This window comes from Paenibacillus sp. FSL W8-0919 (genome assembly GCF_038003785.1).
In the GTDB taxonomy this organism is placed as follows: domain Bacteria; phylum Bacillota; class Bacilli; order Paenibacillales; family Paenibacillaceae; genus Paenibacillus_AQ; species Paenibacillus_AQ lactis.
Map to the genome: position 1 here is coordinate 4,737,415 of NZ_JBBOPV010000001.1, position 16,474 is coordinate 4,753,888.

Annotated in this window: 14 protein-coding genes; 6 read left to right on the top strand and 8 right to left on the bottom strand. The window is 49.7% G+C overall.

Going from position 1 to position 16,474, the window contains the following annotated elements:
- A complete protein-coding gene (locus NST44_RS21440) occupies positions 1-2,328 on the bottom strand; it encodes a helix-turn-helix domain-containing protein (protein WP_034272506.1) in 2,328 nt (775 codons plus the stop codon).
- A 352-nt stretch (positions 2,329-2,680) separates the two neighbouring features.
- Between NST44_RS21440 and NST44_RS21445 the strand changes: the two genes are divergently transcribed.
- The 3 genes from NST44_RS21445 (at position 2,681) to NST44_RS21455 (ending at position 5,171) form a co-directional block, all read left to right on the top strand.
- On the top strand, positions 2,681-3,655 hold the full coding sequence (locus tag NST44_RS21445) for a zinc-binding dehydrogenase (protein WP_028404284.1): 975 nt from the start codon (positions 2,681-2,683) through the stop codon (positions 3,653-3,655).
- A gap of 158 nt (positions 3,656-3,813) precedes the next feature.
- Positions 3,814-4,314, top strand: coding sequence for a DUF2243 domain-containing protein (locus tag NST44_RS21450; protein ID WP_028404283.1), 501 nt, complete (start codon positions 3,814-3,816; stop codon positions 4,312-4,314).
- Complete coding sequence (locus NST44_RS21455) at positions 4,311-5,171, top strand: cytochrome c oxidase assembly protein (protein ID WP_084046540.1); 861 nt, start codon at positions 4,311-4,313, stop codon at positions 5,169-5,171. The genes NST44_RS21450 and NST44_RS21455 overlap by 4 nt, the downstream gene beginning before the upstream one ends.
- Here the strand turns inward: NST44_RS21455 and NST44_RS21460 are convergent.
- The 3 genes from NST44_RS21460 to NST44_RS21470 form a co-directional block, all read right to left on the bottom strand.
- Complete coding sequence (locus tag NST44_RS21460; protein ID WP_007131377.1) at positions 5,168-6,100, bottom strand: VanW family protein; 933 nt, start codon at positions 6,098-6,100, stop codon at positions 5,168-5,170. The two genes, NST44_RS21455 and NST44_RS21460, sit on opposite strands and share 4 nt — an antisense overlap.
- Positions 6,101-6,241: 141 nt before the next feature.
- Positions 6,242-7,807, bottom strand: a complete 1,566-nt coding sequence (locus NST44_RS21465; protein ID WP_007131376.1) for an ATP-binding protein — start codon at positions 7,805-7,807, stop codon at positions 6,242-6,244.
- Between the two features lie 182 nt (positions 7,808-7,989).
- Positions 7,990-8,766 carry a DUF3889 domain-containing protein gene (locus NST44_RS21470; RefSeq protein ID WP_028404281.1) on the bottom strand — a complete coding sequence of 259 codons (777 nt, stop codon included), beginning with the start codon at positions 8,764-8,766 and terminating at the stop codon, positions 7,990-7,992.
- 170 nt (positions 8,767-8,936) lie between these two features.
- On the opposite strand from NST44_RS21470, the gene NST44_RS21475 reads away from it, so the two are divergent.
- The 3 genes from NST44_RS21475 to NST44_RS21485 are packed head-to-tail and all read left to right on the top strand — an operon-like array spanning position 8,937 to position 12,654.
- Positions 8,937-10,454 (top strand): spore germination protein, encoded by a 1,518-nt coding sequence (locus NST44_RS21475; protein ID WP_340900558.1) that lies wholly within the window; start codon positions 8,937-8,939, stop codon positions 10,452-10,454.
- A 3-nt stretch (positions 10,455-10,457) separates the two neighbouring features.
- Entirely contained in the window at positions 10,458-11,537 is a 1,080-nt protein-coding gene (locus tag NST44_RS21480) for a GerAB/ArcD/ProY family transporter (RefSeq protein ID WP_007131373.1), read from the top strand.
- 31 nt (positions 11,538-11,568) lie between these two features.
- Complete coding sequence (locus NST44_RS21485; RefSeq protein WP_007131372.1) at positions 11,569-12,654, top strand: Ger(x)C family spore germination protein; 1,086 nt, start codon at positions 11,569-11,571, stop codon at positions 12,652-12,654.
- Positions 12,655-12,774: 120 nt separating this feature from the next.
- Here NST44_RS21485 and NST44_RS21490 read toward each other — a convergent pair whose 3' ends face one another.
- The 4 genes from NST44_RS21490 to NST44_RS21505 form a co-directional block, all read right to left on the bottom strand.
- Entirely contained in the window at positions 12,775-13,848 is a 1,074-nt protein-coding gene (locus tag NST44_RS21490; protein WP_007131371.1) for an acyl-CoA dehydrogenase, read from the bottom strand.
- A gap of 66 nt (positions 13,849-13,914) precedes the next feature.
- A complete protein-coding gene (locus NST44_RS21495; RefSeq protein WP_251534924.1) occupies positions 13,915-15,729 on the bottom strand; it encodes a DUF3658 domain-containing protein in 1,815 nt (604 codons plus the stop codon).
- A gap of 14 nt (positions 15,730-15,743) precedes the next feature.
- The gene (locus tag NST44_RS21500; protein WP_007131369.1) at positions 15,744-15,929 is read right to left on the bottom strand and encodes a hypothetical protein; all 186 of its coding nucleotides are present in this window, start codon (positions 15,927-15,929) and stop codon (positions 15,744-15,746) included.
- 15 nt (positions 15,930-15,944) lie between these two features.
- A complete protein-coding gene (locus NST44_RS21505) occupies positions 15,945-16,457 on the bottom strand; it encodes an NUDIX hydrolase (protein ID WP_007131368.1) in 513 nt (170 codons plus the stop codon).
- Positions 16,458-16,474: the final 17 nt, after the last annotated feature.

Sequence of the window (16,474 nt, forward strand, 5' to 3'; positions counted from 1 at the left end):
TCATTTCTTTAGATCAGCGGCTGAGCCTCCGCGGGAGATTCGTCTATACTCCGTTGCGCTGATTCCATTCGCTCGCTTGAACGCCCTGCTGAACGTATTTAAGGAGAGATATCCTACAGCAGCTGCAATATCGCTAACCGGCCGATCCGTATGAGACAATTGCTGCTTCGCTTCATTCATCCGGAGGTGTTCCACATAATCCGAGAAGTTCCAGCCCGTTTGTTCCTTGAAAAAATAAGATGCATACGCTTCCGAGGTTTGTGCTTCACGGGCCAGCACCGATAAACTCAAATCGAGTTCCCGAAAGTGCTCCTCGATATAATCAAGCAATAGTTTGGTTAATCGATCATTTCGACTTTTCTTGCTCTCCTCATAATCCATGCATAATTGAATGATCGCACGGCATACGGCATTCATGGCCTGTGAGGGCGATGAATGAGGGTCCAGGGCTTGGTGGAGTGCCTCCATCGCTTCCGATCGGCCATGATCCGGTCGCTGGTGCGGACAGCATTTCATCAGGGTTCCGCATAGCTCATGGGCCAGAAGCCGTTCCACTGCAAGCGGCAGCGGACCCTCCCTTCCGTTCTTCTCCTTGATCTGTTCCAGAAGCTGCCGGGTCTCGTTCAGATTGCCGGACTTTACTAGCTGAATCAATCGAAGCTCCTCATCGGCAGGATAGTAATAGGTGAACGTCGCGGGCTCCATATCAGCGTAAAATTGAATGGGACGATGACGGTTCCACTCGGCATGGTGGAGGACAAATTGTGCTTCTCCGAACGATCGGTAGAGCTCCGTCACTTGGGATCGACTCCCTCCCACCGCAATACATAATCCCGTGTCCGCTATTTCGATCAGTCGCTCATATACTTCCTGAATCCATGATCTTAAGGATGGCTCAAAGCCGGAACTGGCGGCATCCCCGGCCGAACCGGCAAATACCAAAGCCAAACGGTTCTCCCCAAGGTCATGCGACAAAATCGTTTCTCCGTACAACGCATGTAGGCAGTCCTGCAGCTTTATTTTTATAATGTCAAGCTCCTTAAGCATGTCTTTCACAAACGGACCTTCATAACCTCGGATTCGTATCATTGCAACCGCGTATTGAGATCCGCGAAGATTAAGCTGGGAATGCTCCATTGCCGCATCGATTTCCCTGTGCGATGGATAGCCTCCCTTCAAAAGCCTGTCCATGAACACGCTGCGCAAAAGCGGAATCTGCTCAGCAAGCCTTTTCTTCAGAGAATCATGGTTCTCGATTAGCGCCGACACCGTGTAGCCGATAAATTCAACGGAATGTTTGGACGAAGACCTCTTGGAATCTGAGGGAGGTTTCGGTAAGAGGCGCAATATACGCAGAATCGGCCTGCTGCTCCGGTCAGCGAAATAAACGGCCAACGCGAGCCCAAGCAGCAACGCTGACAAGAATACGGCCATCGTCACCCGTTTGATTTCGTAAACCTTCTCTAACACGAGCTGCTTAGGCTGCGCCGATACAAAACTCCAGCCACTGAGTGGGGAGACGGCTCTGGTGACTAACATTTCCTGACCCGTCAGCCGAATGTGGGCATCCCCCTCATCCAAGGGAAGCGCTTTCAATATTTCCGGCCTTTGATCCAGCCCGATTGAGCTGATGATATTCCCGTTCGGGTCCGCAATATACGCGAATCCGCCTTGTCCTGGCGTGAGCTTTCGCAGCATATTTTGAATCTGCTTGTTGTCAAGCATCACGGCGATAACTCCACCACCACCCTTCAATCCAAAAGACTGCATGTAGGTGACCACGGAATACGTTTTTCGTTCATACATGATGCTCCTCTCCGGCAAGTACGTCTTATAATGGTATTCGCCGAACAATTGATGTCTCCAATCCTCATACTTCATCCCCTCATAATGCAGCTGCAGGTTGTAGTATTGCTTGTCAGCGTATACCTTTCGCGGAGAGAGGATCATGCCGCTGTTCTTGTAAGCAACGTAATAATCCACGATAAAATGGTTCACCAGCCGGTAATTGAACAAGCTTTTCTCTAAATCCCACAGCTGATATGGACGGGTTCCGCCAAACGGCTCGTTCACAAATTGAAACGACTGAATTTTTGATTCGCTTGACAACTGCCTTGCAATCGTCTCGATCTCGGCGAGACGTCCGTCAAACGCTTCCTGGATTTGGTTCAGTGCTGCCAAAGTGCTTTTGACCGATTCGTTCTCTACCACGGCCGAGGTTTTGCCATATGCGAACCACAAGGCCCATAAAGACCCTAGCAGAATCAATGCATACGGAATAAAGAAGCGAAACAGCAGCGCTGCATGATCTCCGGAAACGTTTCTCATCACGATGCTCCCCTTTCCTTTAAAGATATCATCAATATAGCAAAGGAAAAGCGCCGAGTCAGTAGACCAAAAGACCGTGACTTGACCTGCCTGGCTGATGCGCAAATGGGTTCGGTGTTGAGCAATTGGCTTCGGCAAGAATGAAAGCGACCTTGCTCGGACTCGAAATATATTTTACATAATATACATTATGTTAACTTTATCCTTAGTCTATCTAAATTCCTAAAAAAGTAAATTCATTAACCGGCTGTTAGAACGATTCCTCTTTCGCATAATAACATGTCAATTATTGACGTGTTATTATGATAAGTTAGTTTTTGCAAGGGAGAACTCATTTATTGGAGGGGTAGTCATGAATAAACATTTGAATACAATGAGGGCTGCTGTGCTTCATCGGTTTGGCGGGCCAGATGAACTGATCCATCAGGAGGTTGATGTGCCCACGATCGGTCCTGAAGATGTATTGATTGGAGTTGCTTATGCCGGTCTTGGAGAGTGGGATGCCTTCGAACGTCAAGGCGGATATGCAGAAATGCTGAACCTGGAATCAGAATTCCCTTATATTCTCGGTTCCGAAGGTTCAGGAATCGTGATTGCACGTGGGGAGAAGGTGACTAATGTTGACTTGGGAGATCAGGTATATGCACCTGCCTTTCTGAATCCTAATGGCGGCTTCTATGCGGAATATGCAGCCGTCAATGCCAAATATGTGTCCCGAATTCCGGATGGATTAACCATGCAGGAAGCGGCAGTTATTTCCGGAGTCGGAATTACCGCATTGCGCGGGCTGGAGGATGTATTGCAACTTCGAGACGGGGAGTCTATTCTCATCTTCGGCGCCAGCGGCGGAGTTGGACATATCGCCGTGCAGTTGGCGAAGGCTATGGGAGTCCGTGTATTCGCGGTTGCTTCGGGTGAAGACGGAGTTGCCGTGCTCAAGAAACTTGGCTGCGATGCTATTGTAAACGGCAAAGATAGGGACATCTCTTCGAAGGCAAGGAAATTTGCGCCGTCTGGATTCGATGCAGCTATGTTTACCGCGGGGGGAGATGCGGCTAATACTGCCGTCAACTGTCTCCGGAAAGGCGGACGACTCGTATACCCTCACGGGATACGCCCTGAATTACGGATACCCGCTGGAATCAGAGCTGCTGGATACAACGGGGAACCCGATCCCGAGATTATTGCACGTCTTCATCGATATATCTCACAGTATAAGTTAACCGTTCATATCGATCATATTTTTGAACTAGAGGACGCCAATAAGGCACATACTGCCCTACAAAAACATTATGTAGGGAAAATTTGTCTAAAAGTGAACCCCTAACGAACCAGGATTAGAAACCTTCAAGAACTCGACGGGTGATGCCTGATTCGGTTTTTCGTGGATTAGCCGATTCACAATCGGGTTAAACTTGGAGTAGATGTGGTCACCTAATCTCTTAATCTACCGAGCATACCAATTGCGAATGAGGGAAAACGAGAATGAAACCAAACGAATCTGCTAGTGATCATCGGAAGGAACGCGAAAAATACGCTTCGCGCAATTTGTGGACAGGAATCCTGTTTGGACTGGGGCTGGTCGCTTTTATCGACGAGGTTGTATTTCACCAGCTGCTGCACTGGCATCATTTTTATGACAAATCGACCAAGGATATCGGTCTCGTATCGGACGGTTTATTCCATGCGTTCAGCTGGTTTGCGACCATTGCCTCTTCCTTTATGCTGGCCGATCTTCATCGGCGGCACGCCTTTTGGCTAATAAAATGGCTGGGAGGTATTCTGCTTGGCGGCGGCGTATTCCAGCTCTACGACGGCATCATCCAGCATAAGCTGATGCGTCTGCATCAGATTCGCTATAACGTCGATATCCGCCCTTATGACTGGGTGTGGAATGTGATTGCTGCGTTGATGATCGTGGCCGGTCTGATTCTAATTTTCCGCACGCGTCATGCCCGCACGTATACGGAAGGAGCTGAATCATGATGGTCCATTATCTTTACAGCGATACGGGAGCATTTAGCGATCATCATGAACATGGAGCACATTCAGATGCGTATAGTTTCAGCTTTGAAGGAGATTGGGCGGGGCTTCTCCTTCTCTTGTTATGTATCGGTGTATATGTTGCTGCCGCTCTCACTACCAATCGCCATCACCGTTCATGGCCGCTGCATCGGTATTTAAGCTGGACCGCCGGCATTTTATGTGTCATGCTCTCGGTCGCGGGTCCACTCGCCCGGAACTCTCATCAATCTTTCCAAAACCATATGCTGGTTCATCTGTTGCTCGGCATGCTGGCCCCCATATTGATTGCGTATGCAAAACCTGTAACGCTCCTGCTTCGCGCATTGCCGGTTCCGTCTGCACGAAAGTTATCACGCTTGTTCAGAAGCAAAGCGGTGCATATGATCGTCCACCCTTGGGTTGCAGCAATATGGAATACCGGCGGTATGTGGCTTCTTTATATGACAGATCTTTTTCAACTGACGCATCAATACCGGCTGTTGTACGCGATCATCCATTTCCATTTGTTCGCAGCGGGGTATCTGTTCACGATTTCCATCCTCTATATCGATCTGACTTCACGGCGCCATAGCTTCCGGAACAGGGCGATTACTTTAATACTCGCAGCTGCTGGCCACTCAATCCTGTCGAAAGCCATCTATGCCTATCCGCCGGTCGGGGTGCCCCGTGAAGCGGCAGAGCAGGGCGGCATGCTTATGTATTATGGGGGTGGAGCCGTCGAGCTTGTCCTGATGTTCGCATTATGCGCCCACTGGTTCAAGTCCGTTTCTCCATCCCCACGTTCCAAGAAGGTCCTCCATCGTTCCGGCATCTCTTAATCCCGGCTTACCGGATCGTGATCATGGGGTTCATCCTTGGTTTCTTCCGGTAAACGCCTCGACATGCTCGGAACCTCCCTTGGCTTATATTCAATGAACTCGGAAGAATAAACCGACACGGTCATCTTTCCTCCGCCGGAAAAGGCGCGGATCAGGATGGGCTCGTTGTACGCGTTCTCGAACACAAAGTCCGGGCCTCCCCAGCTCACCGTTGCATCCCGCCCGGGAGGCACATAAGGCACGTTGCGGCTGTGAGAATAACGCTGTACGATTTTTAGACCGGCCCGATCGATCGCATTAAACAAGGTAGAGGACACCTGGCATATTCCTCCGCCCACCCCTTCCGATAATTCTCCCCGAACGATAACCGGTGCAGGCAAATAGCCCCGGCTCGGCGTCCTGATCCCGACAACCTTGTTGAACGAGAAGACTTCGCCTGGAAAGACGACGAAGCTGTCAATCGCTTTGGACGCGAGATTGATATTATGGGTACGGTTCCTATTGCGGGAATTATAATAAGTCACATAATACCCGATCGGCTTGACGCGGATGGAGGCCAGAACTTCGCTGTCCACCTTGGGGTAAATCGGAAGTCTGGGCGCTTCGATTGTCGCAGGCCCAGTGCCATAACGATATGCCTGATACTGCTCCAGCAATTTTCCACGGTGAAGCCTGTAGCCGTTCTGTCCCGGGATAATTTGTCCGTTGCTGCCGATCCTCGCGTTCTGTGCCTCATGATAAATTTTCTGGTCTACTTGTTCGACCCACGCCTCGTACTTCTCCATGTCCATCAGCGGAAACACGTCTAGAGCGTGCTCTTCCCGATTGACAGTCGATATCACATTCCCGTCATTCGTAATCGTCAATTGACCTGTATCCTGGCCGCTCTGCAGCAGCAGCAAAATCGCAGCAATCGATATCCATTTCAAGATTCATCCCACGCGCTTCTTATCAAGTTCCTCATCCTTCCTGCATCTCCTTGGCATGCATCCGTTAATCTTTCTTCACCTATGTATTATGAATGCAATGCTGCCAATTCATTCCGATACCGGAAGTTCCAAAGATCTCCTTTAAGATATTGGGAATGTGAGGGTGAACACCGTTCCGACATTCAGCTGACTATGCACCATGATCTTTCCCCCATGATCCTCCACGATTTTTTGACAGAGCGACAACCCCAAACCCGTACCCTCCTCCTTGGTCGTATAGAATGGATCGAAGATTTTGGGGAGGTCTTCCTCTGCGATGCCCTTCCCCGTGTCCTCCACCTCGATGATCGCCTTACCGCCTGCTGTGAGCATCGAGAGCTTCACCACGCCTGCCTGATCCATGGCTTGAAAGGAATTTCGGATCAGATTGATCAGAACTTGAATGATTTTGTCGCGGTCCATCCGAATTAGGATGGCTTGATCCGGCAGATCCATCGTCAACACATGGCCGTGTGAAACCGCCTCCGATTCACATAAGGAGAATACGCGTGTCAGGCAATCGGTCATCGATTCAACCTTGATATTACTTGCATGGGGCTTGGAAAAATGCAGGAACTCCGCCGTCAATTCCCCCACTCTTGTAATCTCGCCCATAATCACTTCATACCAAGGCTGTATATTATAATTCTTCGTTTTGGACAGCTGAATGAATCCCTTAATGGAGGTTAGCGGATTCCGAATTTCGTGAGCCATGCCGGCAGCAAGTTCCCCGACCGTCTTCATCTTCTCGGTTCGAAGCAGCTCCTCTTGGCTTCTTAACCAGGAGTTTCGCCGCATTTGAAAAACGCGTTCCTCCGCCTTGCTCACCAATTCTTGAAATGTCTTCGCTTCGTGAGGGTAGCATGTGATGCTATAGGTTACCTTGATTCCGATGTGATCAAATTTAAACAGACTTCTGTCAATTTGGACATGTTCTGGCAGCAGAATCGCGAAGCGGTCACCCGCGTAACGAGAAGCTGCGAGCATGTTCCCGGCAAACAGGGTGCGAATCGCTCGGGAGAGGCTAATTAGAATTTCATTCGCGGTTGCGATATCCTGGGCATTCAACGATTGGAAATTGTTGATGTCAAGAAGGACGAGCTGGAAGGGCTTCTTCGCCTCAATGGTATGCTGAACCTTGTGCAAATAGCCGTCATAATTCAAGAGGCCGGTAAGGGGGTCATGGAAGATCAGATAATCGTTATGCATATGCAGCTGTTTCTTCTCGGACTCCAGTGAGTTAACCAAATGGAAGGATATGACGATCACAAACAAAGCAAGCCCGTCAAAGATGGAGACGAGCAGGTTATATTGGGTAAAAGGCATATAGGACAAGCGAATCGCGGAATATTGAATAAGCATCAAAAGGCAAATCGGGATCATTTCCTTGAAATGCTTCTTCTTATGGATCAAATTAATCATCAGGATGTAGTACAGCAGAATACACCAGTTCAATTGGGTTGCTAGGTGAAAGGCGCCAAGAAACAAGGGCTGCATGAATCGGAGCCATTTCAATTTTCGATCGAATATAACCGAGCCGTATAGAAGAACCGCCATCGTGACCATCCATCCAATCCGATCCGAGAGGTCCATCAGAACGGAAGACAGGATAATCAATAGAGTGATGATAGGAATAAATAGGAGCTTAAGAACAACAATAAGCGGCACGACGATCACTCCTAAAACACGATGTACTTGACAAATAAATGTGGATAAAGAAGCACGACGATCCGAAGGAAACTATCACCAAATATGGTACAACAATAAATCACATCTGAACAGCAAAAAAAAGGGCCTTATTTCCCCTTGCACGAAAAAACGCAGCCGAATGACTGCGTTGATTCAAGACTTCAAGCCTCTTCATAAACTATAGAAACCAGCTGCCTTGTTGCAGGATGATACCGAACGGTTACATACACCCCGAATTCCCGACTCCCTTTTCGAAGCCACAGCTTGAATTTCTCTTCAGCCAAGTCACGGGATAAGGTTCTACGCCCCATATAAAGATAATCCACCACATCCATTCCGTATTTCTTGCCGGTTTCCTTGATGGCAACGGCTCCCCACTGGGCATATGCGGGATCCGTTCGCTTTACGTAACGAATATGCGATTTCGCTATCGAGGTTAAATGCTTTTCTTCAATGTTCGACTCAGGCCGATATGAGCTGCTCAATAGATACTGCCATTTCCCTTTTGTGTATGTCAGTAATTGAAGGGAACGATCAGGGCCTTGATAGTAATGCCCCAGCGTATCTTCATCAATTGGAACCTCAGTGAAAGACAAATACGCAAGCTTCGGACCGTGACCTGCAGGATAAACCTCCAAATGGTACTCGTTCTCCGGCTTCGACGAATGAATGTATTGGATATCAAGATGCGGTTCCACGCTGCCGGTATCCATACATTGGCCAAACAAGTGCGTGAATTCAACCGGAGGCAGCTCGATCGGCAGCGGGATTCGGCCTGCTCCAAAATGCTCCTGGCAAGAATTCACCGCATCCACGATACTATGTGCTCCCGATTCCAGCATCTGGTACTGAAATTGCTGCAGGTCTTCTGAGTCCGTCCCGCCACCCGGCTCTAAACTGAGCAGCAGCATTCCGGCCAATATCACTCGATCTAGCATTTCTGCTCTCCCCTCCATGACAAATAGGATCCCTAAAGCATCCGCATGTGCCTAACATTCCCGTCAAACAGCATCTTATACAAGATCATGGTCTCTCTTGGATAAAAAACGGTCCGGGTACGCAAACTGTGAACAGAATGTGTATAAAAGATGCGGAGGCGAAAGATCCAATGGGGAAATGGAAGGGAATGCTGAATTCGATATTCATTGAGGATCCTCTGACATCGGACATTGATTCGGAGAAAGATTTAGATTCGCCAAGTAAGCTTCAAGCTGAAGAGGAGCAGCCGCCTGTTACCCTTAGTCATATCCTTGATCAGTTCGACGAATCGGCGGATTTCGTCCATAACGTTTACCATGAGGAACGGATGCATGTATTGTACTTCAGCCACATGGTGAATGAAGACCGCTTGGAGCGAGATTTCTTGCCGCTGCTGGTTCAATCGGAGAATCCGCTGCAGCTCCTTGAGACGCAGTCGATATACAAGCTTGTGACTGTATCGAAGCAGTGCGTGGAAGGAATCTTATCCGGCATGGCTGCCATTATCTATGATCAAAAAGCCTTCTTGCTCGATGTTATCTTCCCAGCCTCCCGAACCGTTGCGGAATCGGAGACGGAAACGGTAATCATCGGCCCTCACGAAGCATTTACCGAGCAGGCTTACACCAACTTGTCTTTGATTCGCAAGAGAGTCCAGAGCTCCCATTTAAAGGTGATCCAGCTGGCCGTCGGCGAAGTCACCAAATCCGATGTCTATGTTCTCTATATTAAAGACATCGCTAATCCCAAATATGTCAAGGATGTGATCGAGCGCATCCAGGATGTCGAAATTGACGCGATTCATGATACCAACATGCTGATCCAGTGCATCGACGACCACCCCCGTTCGGTGTTCTCGCAGTTCCTTACCACGGAGCGTCCGGACACCATCGCATCCAAGCTCGTTTCGGGACGCGTTGTATGCCTGATGGACGGAAGCCCGACCGCTTTCAGCGCACCGTCCAGCTTCTTCGAATTCTTCTCCTGGTCCGATGATTATTATCAACGCTGGAGCATCGGAACGGCCACGCTGCTTCTCCGGTTTCAGGCACTTATCATAACGCTTGTATTGACGGCGCTCTATGTTTCGGTCACTTCGTTCCACTACGAAATGATCCCGGAGAATTTAATCCTCACCTTGACCGAGTCCAGAAGCAAAGTGCCGTTTCCGCCGATCTTCGAAGCTTTATTAATGGAAACGACAATTGAGTTATTAAGGGAAGCCGGGGCAAGGCTGCCGACTAAGATCGGCCAGACCATCGGCATCGTAGGCGGTATCGTTATCGGACAGGCCGCCGTGCAAGCCGGTCTGACCAGCAACATTCTCATTATTGCAGTCGCTTCGTCCGCAATAGCTTCCTTCGTTATCCCCAATTACGTGATGAGCGCCTCCTTCCGGCTCCTCCGGTTTCTGTTAATCATTTTAGCCGGATTATGGGGAAACCTGGGATTGGCGATTGGCATGGCCTGGATCGTAATTCATCTCAGCGGATTAACGAGCATCGGAACGTCCTATTTGTCGCCGGTTGCTCCCTTCGAGCCCTACGACTGGAGGGACGTCTTTTTGAGAGCGCCCTTTAGCATGCTTGGCAGACGCCCGTCGCAGGCGAGATTCAAGAATAAGATCAAATTAAAAATGAGAAGGTGACGCATGTTGAGAGAAAAATTGTCACAGTTCCATACGATGATCCTGATCTATATGATTCAGACTGGGGTGTATGTATTCAGCATCGCTCAGAACGAAGCTCAATTTTTCGGGACCAACGGCTGGCTCAGCGTCATACCGATCTCCATCCTGGTCTGCCTGAACATCTATTTGATCTCCATCGTCTATCGGCTTGGTGAAGGCAGATCCATCTTTGATATTTTGGAACAAAGCATTCCGAAGTTTATTCTCGTTCCCTTCTATCTAGCGATCTCTTTAGTGTGGTCGCTTATCGGCTGCCTCGTTGCCAAGCAGTACGTGCTGATTTTTCAGATGTTCGCGTTTCCGACGACCAATCCGATGGTGTTTAAGTTCTTTATTGACGTTCTCGCTTTTTTGCTGTTAACGAAAGGGCTGTACAACATCTCGAAAGCATCTACGGTATTCTTTTGGTCCACGATATGGTTGAACCTGCTGATGCTGTATTATGTCGGGGAATTTAAGCTCGAACGGCTGACCCCATATGTATTCCAAGATGGAGGAAATATGGTCGAGGGCTTCTTCCAAATCTACCTCGCTTATCTCGGCTATGAGCTGTGTATGCTCCTGTTTCCCTATGCCGACAAAAAGACCAAATTGATGAAAGCGGCCCTCTATGGCCATCTCATCCGCACTGCGTCCTATGTCATTATGAGCTTTGTTTCATTCGGGGTCATCGGGCATGAGCTGCTGAAGCAAATGCTGTTTCCTTTATTGGATCTGCTGGCTTATATCAAGCTTCCTTTCATTGAACGAATCGAGAACCTCTTCTACGGATTCTTTCTGTTCACGACGGTCATCACGCTGGTTATGTACTTCTGGGCCGCCGGAGAAAGCACCCGCCGTGTTTTTCCGAGGATCAAAATCAACGTTCACTATTTCTGCATTACGCTCGTTGCGTTCATGCTCTCCTTTATCCCGAAGGTACTGGATACGATCCGAGATTGGATTATGATCCTCGGCTATATTCAGATGGGGTTCGCGTATGTCTTGCCGTTGCTGTTAATCATTCTGCTGCTCGTGCAGCGGCGTAAAAAGGCGGTGTAAGCCTTGAAGCTCAAAAAAAAAGCTTTGCGTCATGCTTCTTCTGTTAATCATGCTACCTTTAAACGCCTGCGGCGATCAGCGAGTATTAGAGGACCTGGGGCTTATCCAAACGGTTAGCTATGATCTGCTGCCGAGCGGTCAGCTGGATATTTCCGTTTCGATCCCTCAAGCCGACCCCGAAACCACGTCGCAACGGGAAGTGTTGTCAGCTTCAGCCAACAGCAGCAAAGAAGCGAAAATGATGATGTCGAGAAAGACTGGCATGCTCCTCGTAAGCGGCCAGATCCGAAACGTTCTTTTTGGAGAGTCACTGGCCCGCAGCGGGCTCAAGGGTCATCTGGATGCGTTGATTCGGGATCCCTCCATCTCTTCCCAAATCAAGATTAGCGTCGTAGATGGCAATGCGGGCGAGCTGCTGCGGGACAACTATGCACAGCATCCAAGAACCGGAAGATATATCGATATGCTGCTTGAGAAGGAATCCCAGGGACAGACGATACCGAAGGTTACGCTCTTTAACTTCCAACGGGATTACTTCGATGAAGGCGTTGACCCGATCGCGCCGTTGATCCGTAGGCAGGACAGCAGCTATGTGACAACCAACGGCATCGCTCTATTCAGGGATGACAAGCACGTCGCGAGGATCGAGCCGAAGGATTCGTTGGTGTTTGCCTTTTTGAAAGGCAAGTTCAGGGAAGGTGAAATCAGCATCGACCTGACAGCTCCCGGGGAATCCAAGGAGATCGTCATGTTCAGCTCGATCACCAGCTCGAGAAAAATCAAAGTATCCCAAGGAACCGACGGAGCAAAGAAAATCAAAATCGAAGTGAATATAACCGGCTCCGTGCTAGAGTACCTTGGTGATCTGAGGCTTAGTGATGAGCGGGAACGGAAGCTGCTCGAGCATAGAGTCAGTCAATACATCCACAAACGGGCAGATGCGATCATAGGTCTTATGAAAGAGAACAAACTAGATAATCTGGGGATCGGCAGGTATGTCCGGAATCGAGTTGGCTTCAAGCAGTGGCAGAAGATGAAATGGCGGGAGGAAATTCCGAAGCTTCAGGTGGAAAGCTCCATCCATGTGAAGATCAAGGATTACGGCAAGTTTCGATAAACGGATGGCCCAGGACAGGGGTCTTGGTTCTTGAAATCAATCCAACCCTGAGCTGGCAGCTCAGGGTTGTCATCTATAATCGATATTCTTATACGTTCCCGTTCAATCCTTCATCTTATATTAAGCATAGCTTCGCAGCAGTGAATGAGAGCATGCGGTTTGAAGATCCCTCCAGCACCGGTTAACTTCGCTATCTTCCATTGCCGCTGTTAAACCAAGCAGAGGAAACAACGTTTGACCGCAGGTTCTCGCGGTGTTGGCTGCGCCGATGCTGGCGGTGGTTACTGCAGCTTCGGTCTCAACCGATAGCTTTCCTTGCTGAAGCAGCTCGCGCCAAGAAGTCTCAACCGTTTCATAAAAGTTGACTTCACCGTCTCGAAGGAAGCCGGAATGCTCTTTCAGCTTGTCCATCACATAAGCTTCGCTTCCTTTCGCTTCAGCCAGAGCTTCAGCGGCAGCAAGGAAATGCTCGGCGATTCCGATCGCAACCGCGGCGAAGGAAACCTGCGCGAATGGCAGGAACGGATAACGGTAGATGGCCTCATGTTCATAACTCTTCATCTCATCGAACAGGAAAGTTCGGTTATCCGGGACGAAGACGTCCTCGGCGATCATCGTGTGGCTTGCCGTCGCACGAAGACCGAAGGCGTTCCAATCCGGTAGGATGCGGATTTGCTCTGGCCGGAATGCAAAAGCACGAATCTCTTGAGCTTCTGCTCCTGATGGTAATTCACTTGCTTTGGCAGATTCATTCCCGGAGTCGATGACGGCATTGGCCGTGAAGGTGGTCGCATAGGTCGAGCCGCTGCAATACTTCCACCTTCCGCTGACCCGATACCCGCCTTCAACCCGCCTCGCCGTTCCGGTCGGCATCCCGCTTCCCGCGATCACCGCATCACGCCTTGCGAATATCTCCCTGCTGACGTCTTGTTCCAGCAGCGCCGCGAAAAAACCGCCCCCTGCACCAATGGTTACCATCCAGCCCAGGTTGCCGTCGATCCGAGAACACGCCTGGAACAGGCGAGCTGCCTCCGGCAGCGCCGTCATTCTTCCCTCGAGCTCATCGGGTACGAAGAGATGGAACAGCCGCTCATCGTATATGAAATCCAGCACTTCCTTCGGGATACGCCTGAACTTGTCCATCTCAAGGGAAAACTGTCTTACTGAGTCGATCAATTGTTGAGTATAAAGCATGATGATTCCTCCGTTATTTCGATTCCTTAATCGATTCCTGATCGTTGACTACAACTTGCTAATGATCTATTTCTCTTCACTTTCCATCATTGCCTGCATCGCTTGCACTAGTTTCTCTATAAGCTCAACCCGATTCCGGTCATGCGGCTGCTGGGTAAGGATCAGTTGTTGAAGCAAGGCGGGCATCCCCTTGTCGGCATAATCGGCCGGCATATTCGGCAGACCGAGATCCAGATCCCTCCAATTGATCCCCTTAAGCTGCTCGATTATACTTCGCTCTCGAAGATTAATTTCGGCCAATTCGCCTAGCAGCGTTCTCAGCTTAACGATCCCGGCAAGACGATGATGGCTTTCCGATTGCTGATCGGAATGGCCGGAATCAACCAGCGATACGCTGTAATTGCGCATCGCGTCAAGGCTGCCTTCATAAACCAAGGCACCCTCATTAATCAGATGGCGTACCCGGTACTCGATAAACGAATCGCCGGTATCAATCTCTGCCGATCCGATCACTTCACCTACAACTCGCGAGGATTTCCTAAAATGCCCGAATCGGGCCTCCACGCGGTAAACGGCCTTCAATATCTTTTCATCATAATAAGACTCTGGAACCGTAATAAGCTCCCCGTTCTGGAGAATGCGAAGCGTGCCGTTTTCGCCCAGTAGACGAAACCAATCCTGACGATAACGTTCCTGATCTTCCACGGATAACCTCATGATTCCATCAGGCAGATCCAGGACCTTTTGAAGTTCGCAGGGCGTTATCTCGCCCGTATTTTTATATCGGATATCCGGGTTCCGTTGATGCAGCACTTTCGTCGCATTCACGTGGTAAAGCTCGGGATGACCGGGAAGATGTGAAAGCAATCGCCGGAGACCAAGCAATTCTTTCGCAGAATCCCCGGCCCAAATGAAGCATGGCACTGCGGTTAACTGCTCGGGCCAGACCTCCCATCGGATAGCAGCCTCAAGCTGGATCAGCTTCCACTCGTCCGCCGTTAATCCATTGTATCGCTCTTCATACCACCGAATCCGTTCCGCGAAGGATTCATAAAGGCGCTCAGCGTCCGGCAAAGGTCCTACCATCAAATTGCCGTCCAGGACGATGACAAGCTCGTCGGGCCGTGAACGAAGACTGATCCTTAACGAGCCGGCAGTGGACGTATCAAATGCTACATGAACACATGAGACTTTTCCTCTGTAGAGGGGCGACTCCCTCAGATAAGCTTCATTTCCGAGCTCCCATTCGTTGTCGAACGCCTTCTTAAAATACTGCATGCCTTGATGCCTTCCCTCGGCCAATAGCCGAGCAGCATCCGTATTCATCAGATCCTTCAGCTTCAGCAGCTTCTCGTCAAAATGATTGATTGCGGTACTTTCGCCCTTCCGGTATTCGTCTCGAGTCATATGATCACGGGGCATTATGGAAGGGTCATATATTTTCTGACCCTTCCACCCGGAATAAGCAAAGGTTCGTGCAATGCCAATGGCGCCGAGAGCGTCCAGGCGATCAGCATCCTGAACGATTTTCCCCTCCAATGTGGTCATCCCGGCACCCGTTCCTCCGGCATAAGACATGTTAGCGATGATCGAGAGAATATGAGCCCTGTCATCCCGATCTACACCGGCCTGCGCCATCCATGCCTCCAACCTTCCGATGGCTGTCTCTTTTGAGTCGTTCAATTTCTCGTCGGCTACGTCATGGAGAAGTGCAGCCAGTTCGCATAAATAGGCATTCGCACCTTCGAATACCGCCAGCATCCGCGCAAGACGGCTCACTCGTTTGACATGCCACCAATCATGACCGCTTGCATCGTTCTCATGCACCGATCGGGCAAGTTCTTCGGCCTTTCGAAGAATATGGATTTTTTCCGCCTCCATTTCAGGCATCTCCCTCATACTTTCTTATCCACAATGTGCTTGTTATCTTTGAGCTCCCGAATATCTTTACGAAGCAGCCTCATCTCGTGAAGCATTGCATCCATGCGTGTGATCATCTTGGAGGTATCGATGGCATAACGAACAGCAAGAACTAGAGCGATGACACCGACTAACAAGAATCCGATCCCGATGAACTCCATTACCTTTCCACCCCATCAATGAAGATGGATAATCCCACGGAGCAAGCATTGCAAAACGGCAAATACCAGCTCCGAATCCTGGATCTCGTTCTTCTGAATGCGGTGCAGACACTCCTGAACCGGAATCCGGATCACATCAATGTTCTCGTAATCTTCCGGCCGGGCTTCACCTCGAACCAGAATCTCTTCCGTATAGTAGACATGCGCTACCTCGTTGCACCGCCATGAAGCAGGATACATCCGTCCCAAGTAATGAAGACCTCCGCATTCGTATCCGGTCTCCTCAAGCAGCTCCCGTCTCGCAGCGGCTTCCAGGTTCTCTCCTTGAAGAACCCCGCCGCCTGGCAGCTGGATGACCAGATCATTCACCGGTTTCCGCTGCTGTTTAATCAGCAGGAACTCATCCTCCTGCTTGGCCAGCACGACGACCGATTCAGGGTGATCCTTCGTGAAATATACTTTCCCGTGACCGTCCACATAGACGGAAACGCCGTTTTGACTTGCCACGAGATCCTTCGACTTTGACATCGTCTCTCTCCTCACCT

Bases quoted from the DNA above. Each gene is read 5' to 3' on its own strand.
- NST44_RS21440 (WP_034272506.1), bottom strand. From the start codon at position 2,328: ATGAGAAACGTTTCCGGAGATCATGCAGCGCTGCTGTTTCGCTTCTTT.
- NST44_RS21445 (WP_028404284.1), top strand. From the start codon at position 2,681: ATGAATAAACATTTGAATACAATGAGGGCTGCTGTGCTTCATCGGTTT.
- NST44_RS21450 (WP_028404283.1), top strand. From the start codon at position 3,814: ATGAAACCAAACGAATCTGCTAGTGATCATCGGAAGGAACGCGAAAAA.
- NST44_RS21455 (WP_084046540.1), top strand. From the start codon at position 4,311: ATGATGGTCCATTATCTTTACAGCGATACGGGAGCATTTAGCGATCAT.
- NST44_RS21470 (WP_028404281.1), bottom strand. From the start codon at position 8,766: ATGCTAGATCGAGTGATATTGGCCGGAATGCTGCTGCTCAGTTTAGAG.
- NST44_RS21475 (WP_340900558.1), top strand. From the start codon at position 8,937: ATGGGGAAATGGAAGGGAATGCTGAATTCGATATTCATTGAGGATCCT.
- NST44_RS21480 (WP_007131373.1), top strand. From the start codon at position 10,458: ATGTTGAGAGAAAAATTGTCACAGTTCCATACGATGATCCTGATCTAT.
- NST44_RS21485 (WP_007131372.1), top strand. From the start codon at position 11,569: ATGCTTCTTCTGTTAATCATGCTACCTTTAAACGCCTGCGGCGATCAG.
- NST44_RS21490 (WP_007131371.1), bottom strand. From the start codon at position 13,848: ATGCTTTATACTCAACAATTGATCGACTCAGTAAGACAGTTTTCCCTT.
- NST44_RS21495 (WP_251534924.1), bottom strand. From the start codon at position 15,729: ATGGAGGCGGAAAAAATCCATATTCTTCGAAAGGCCGAAGAACTTGCC.
- NST44_RS21500 (WP_007131369.1), bottom strand. From the start codon at position 15,929: ATGGAGTTCATCGGGATCGGATTCTTGTTAGTCGGTGTCATCGCTCTA.
- NST44_RS21505 (WP_007131368.1), bottom strand. From the start codon at position 16,457: ATGTCAAAGTCGAAGGATCTCGTGGCAAGTCAAAACGGCGTTTCCGTC.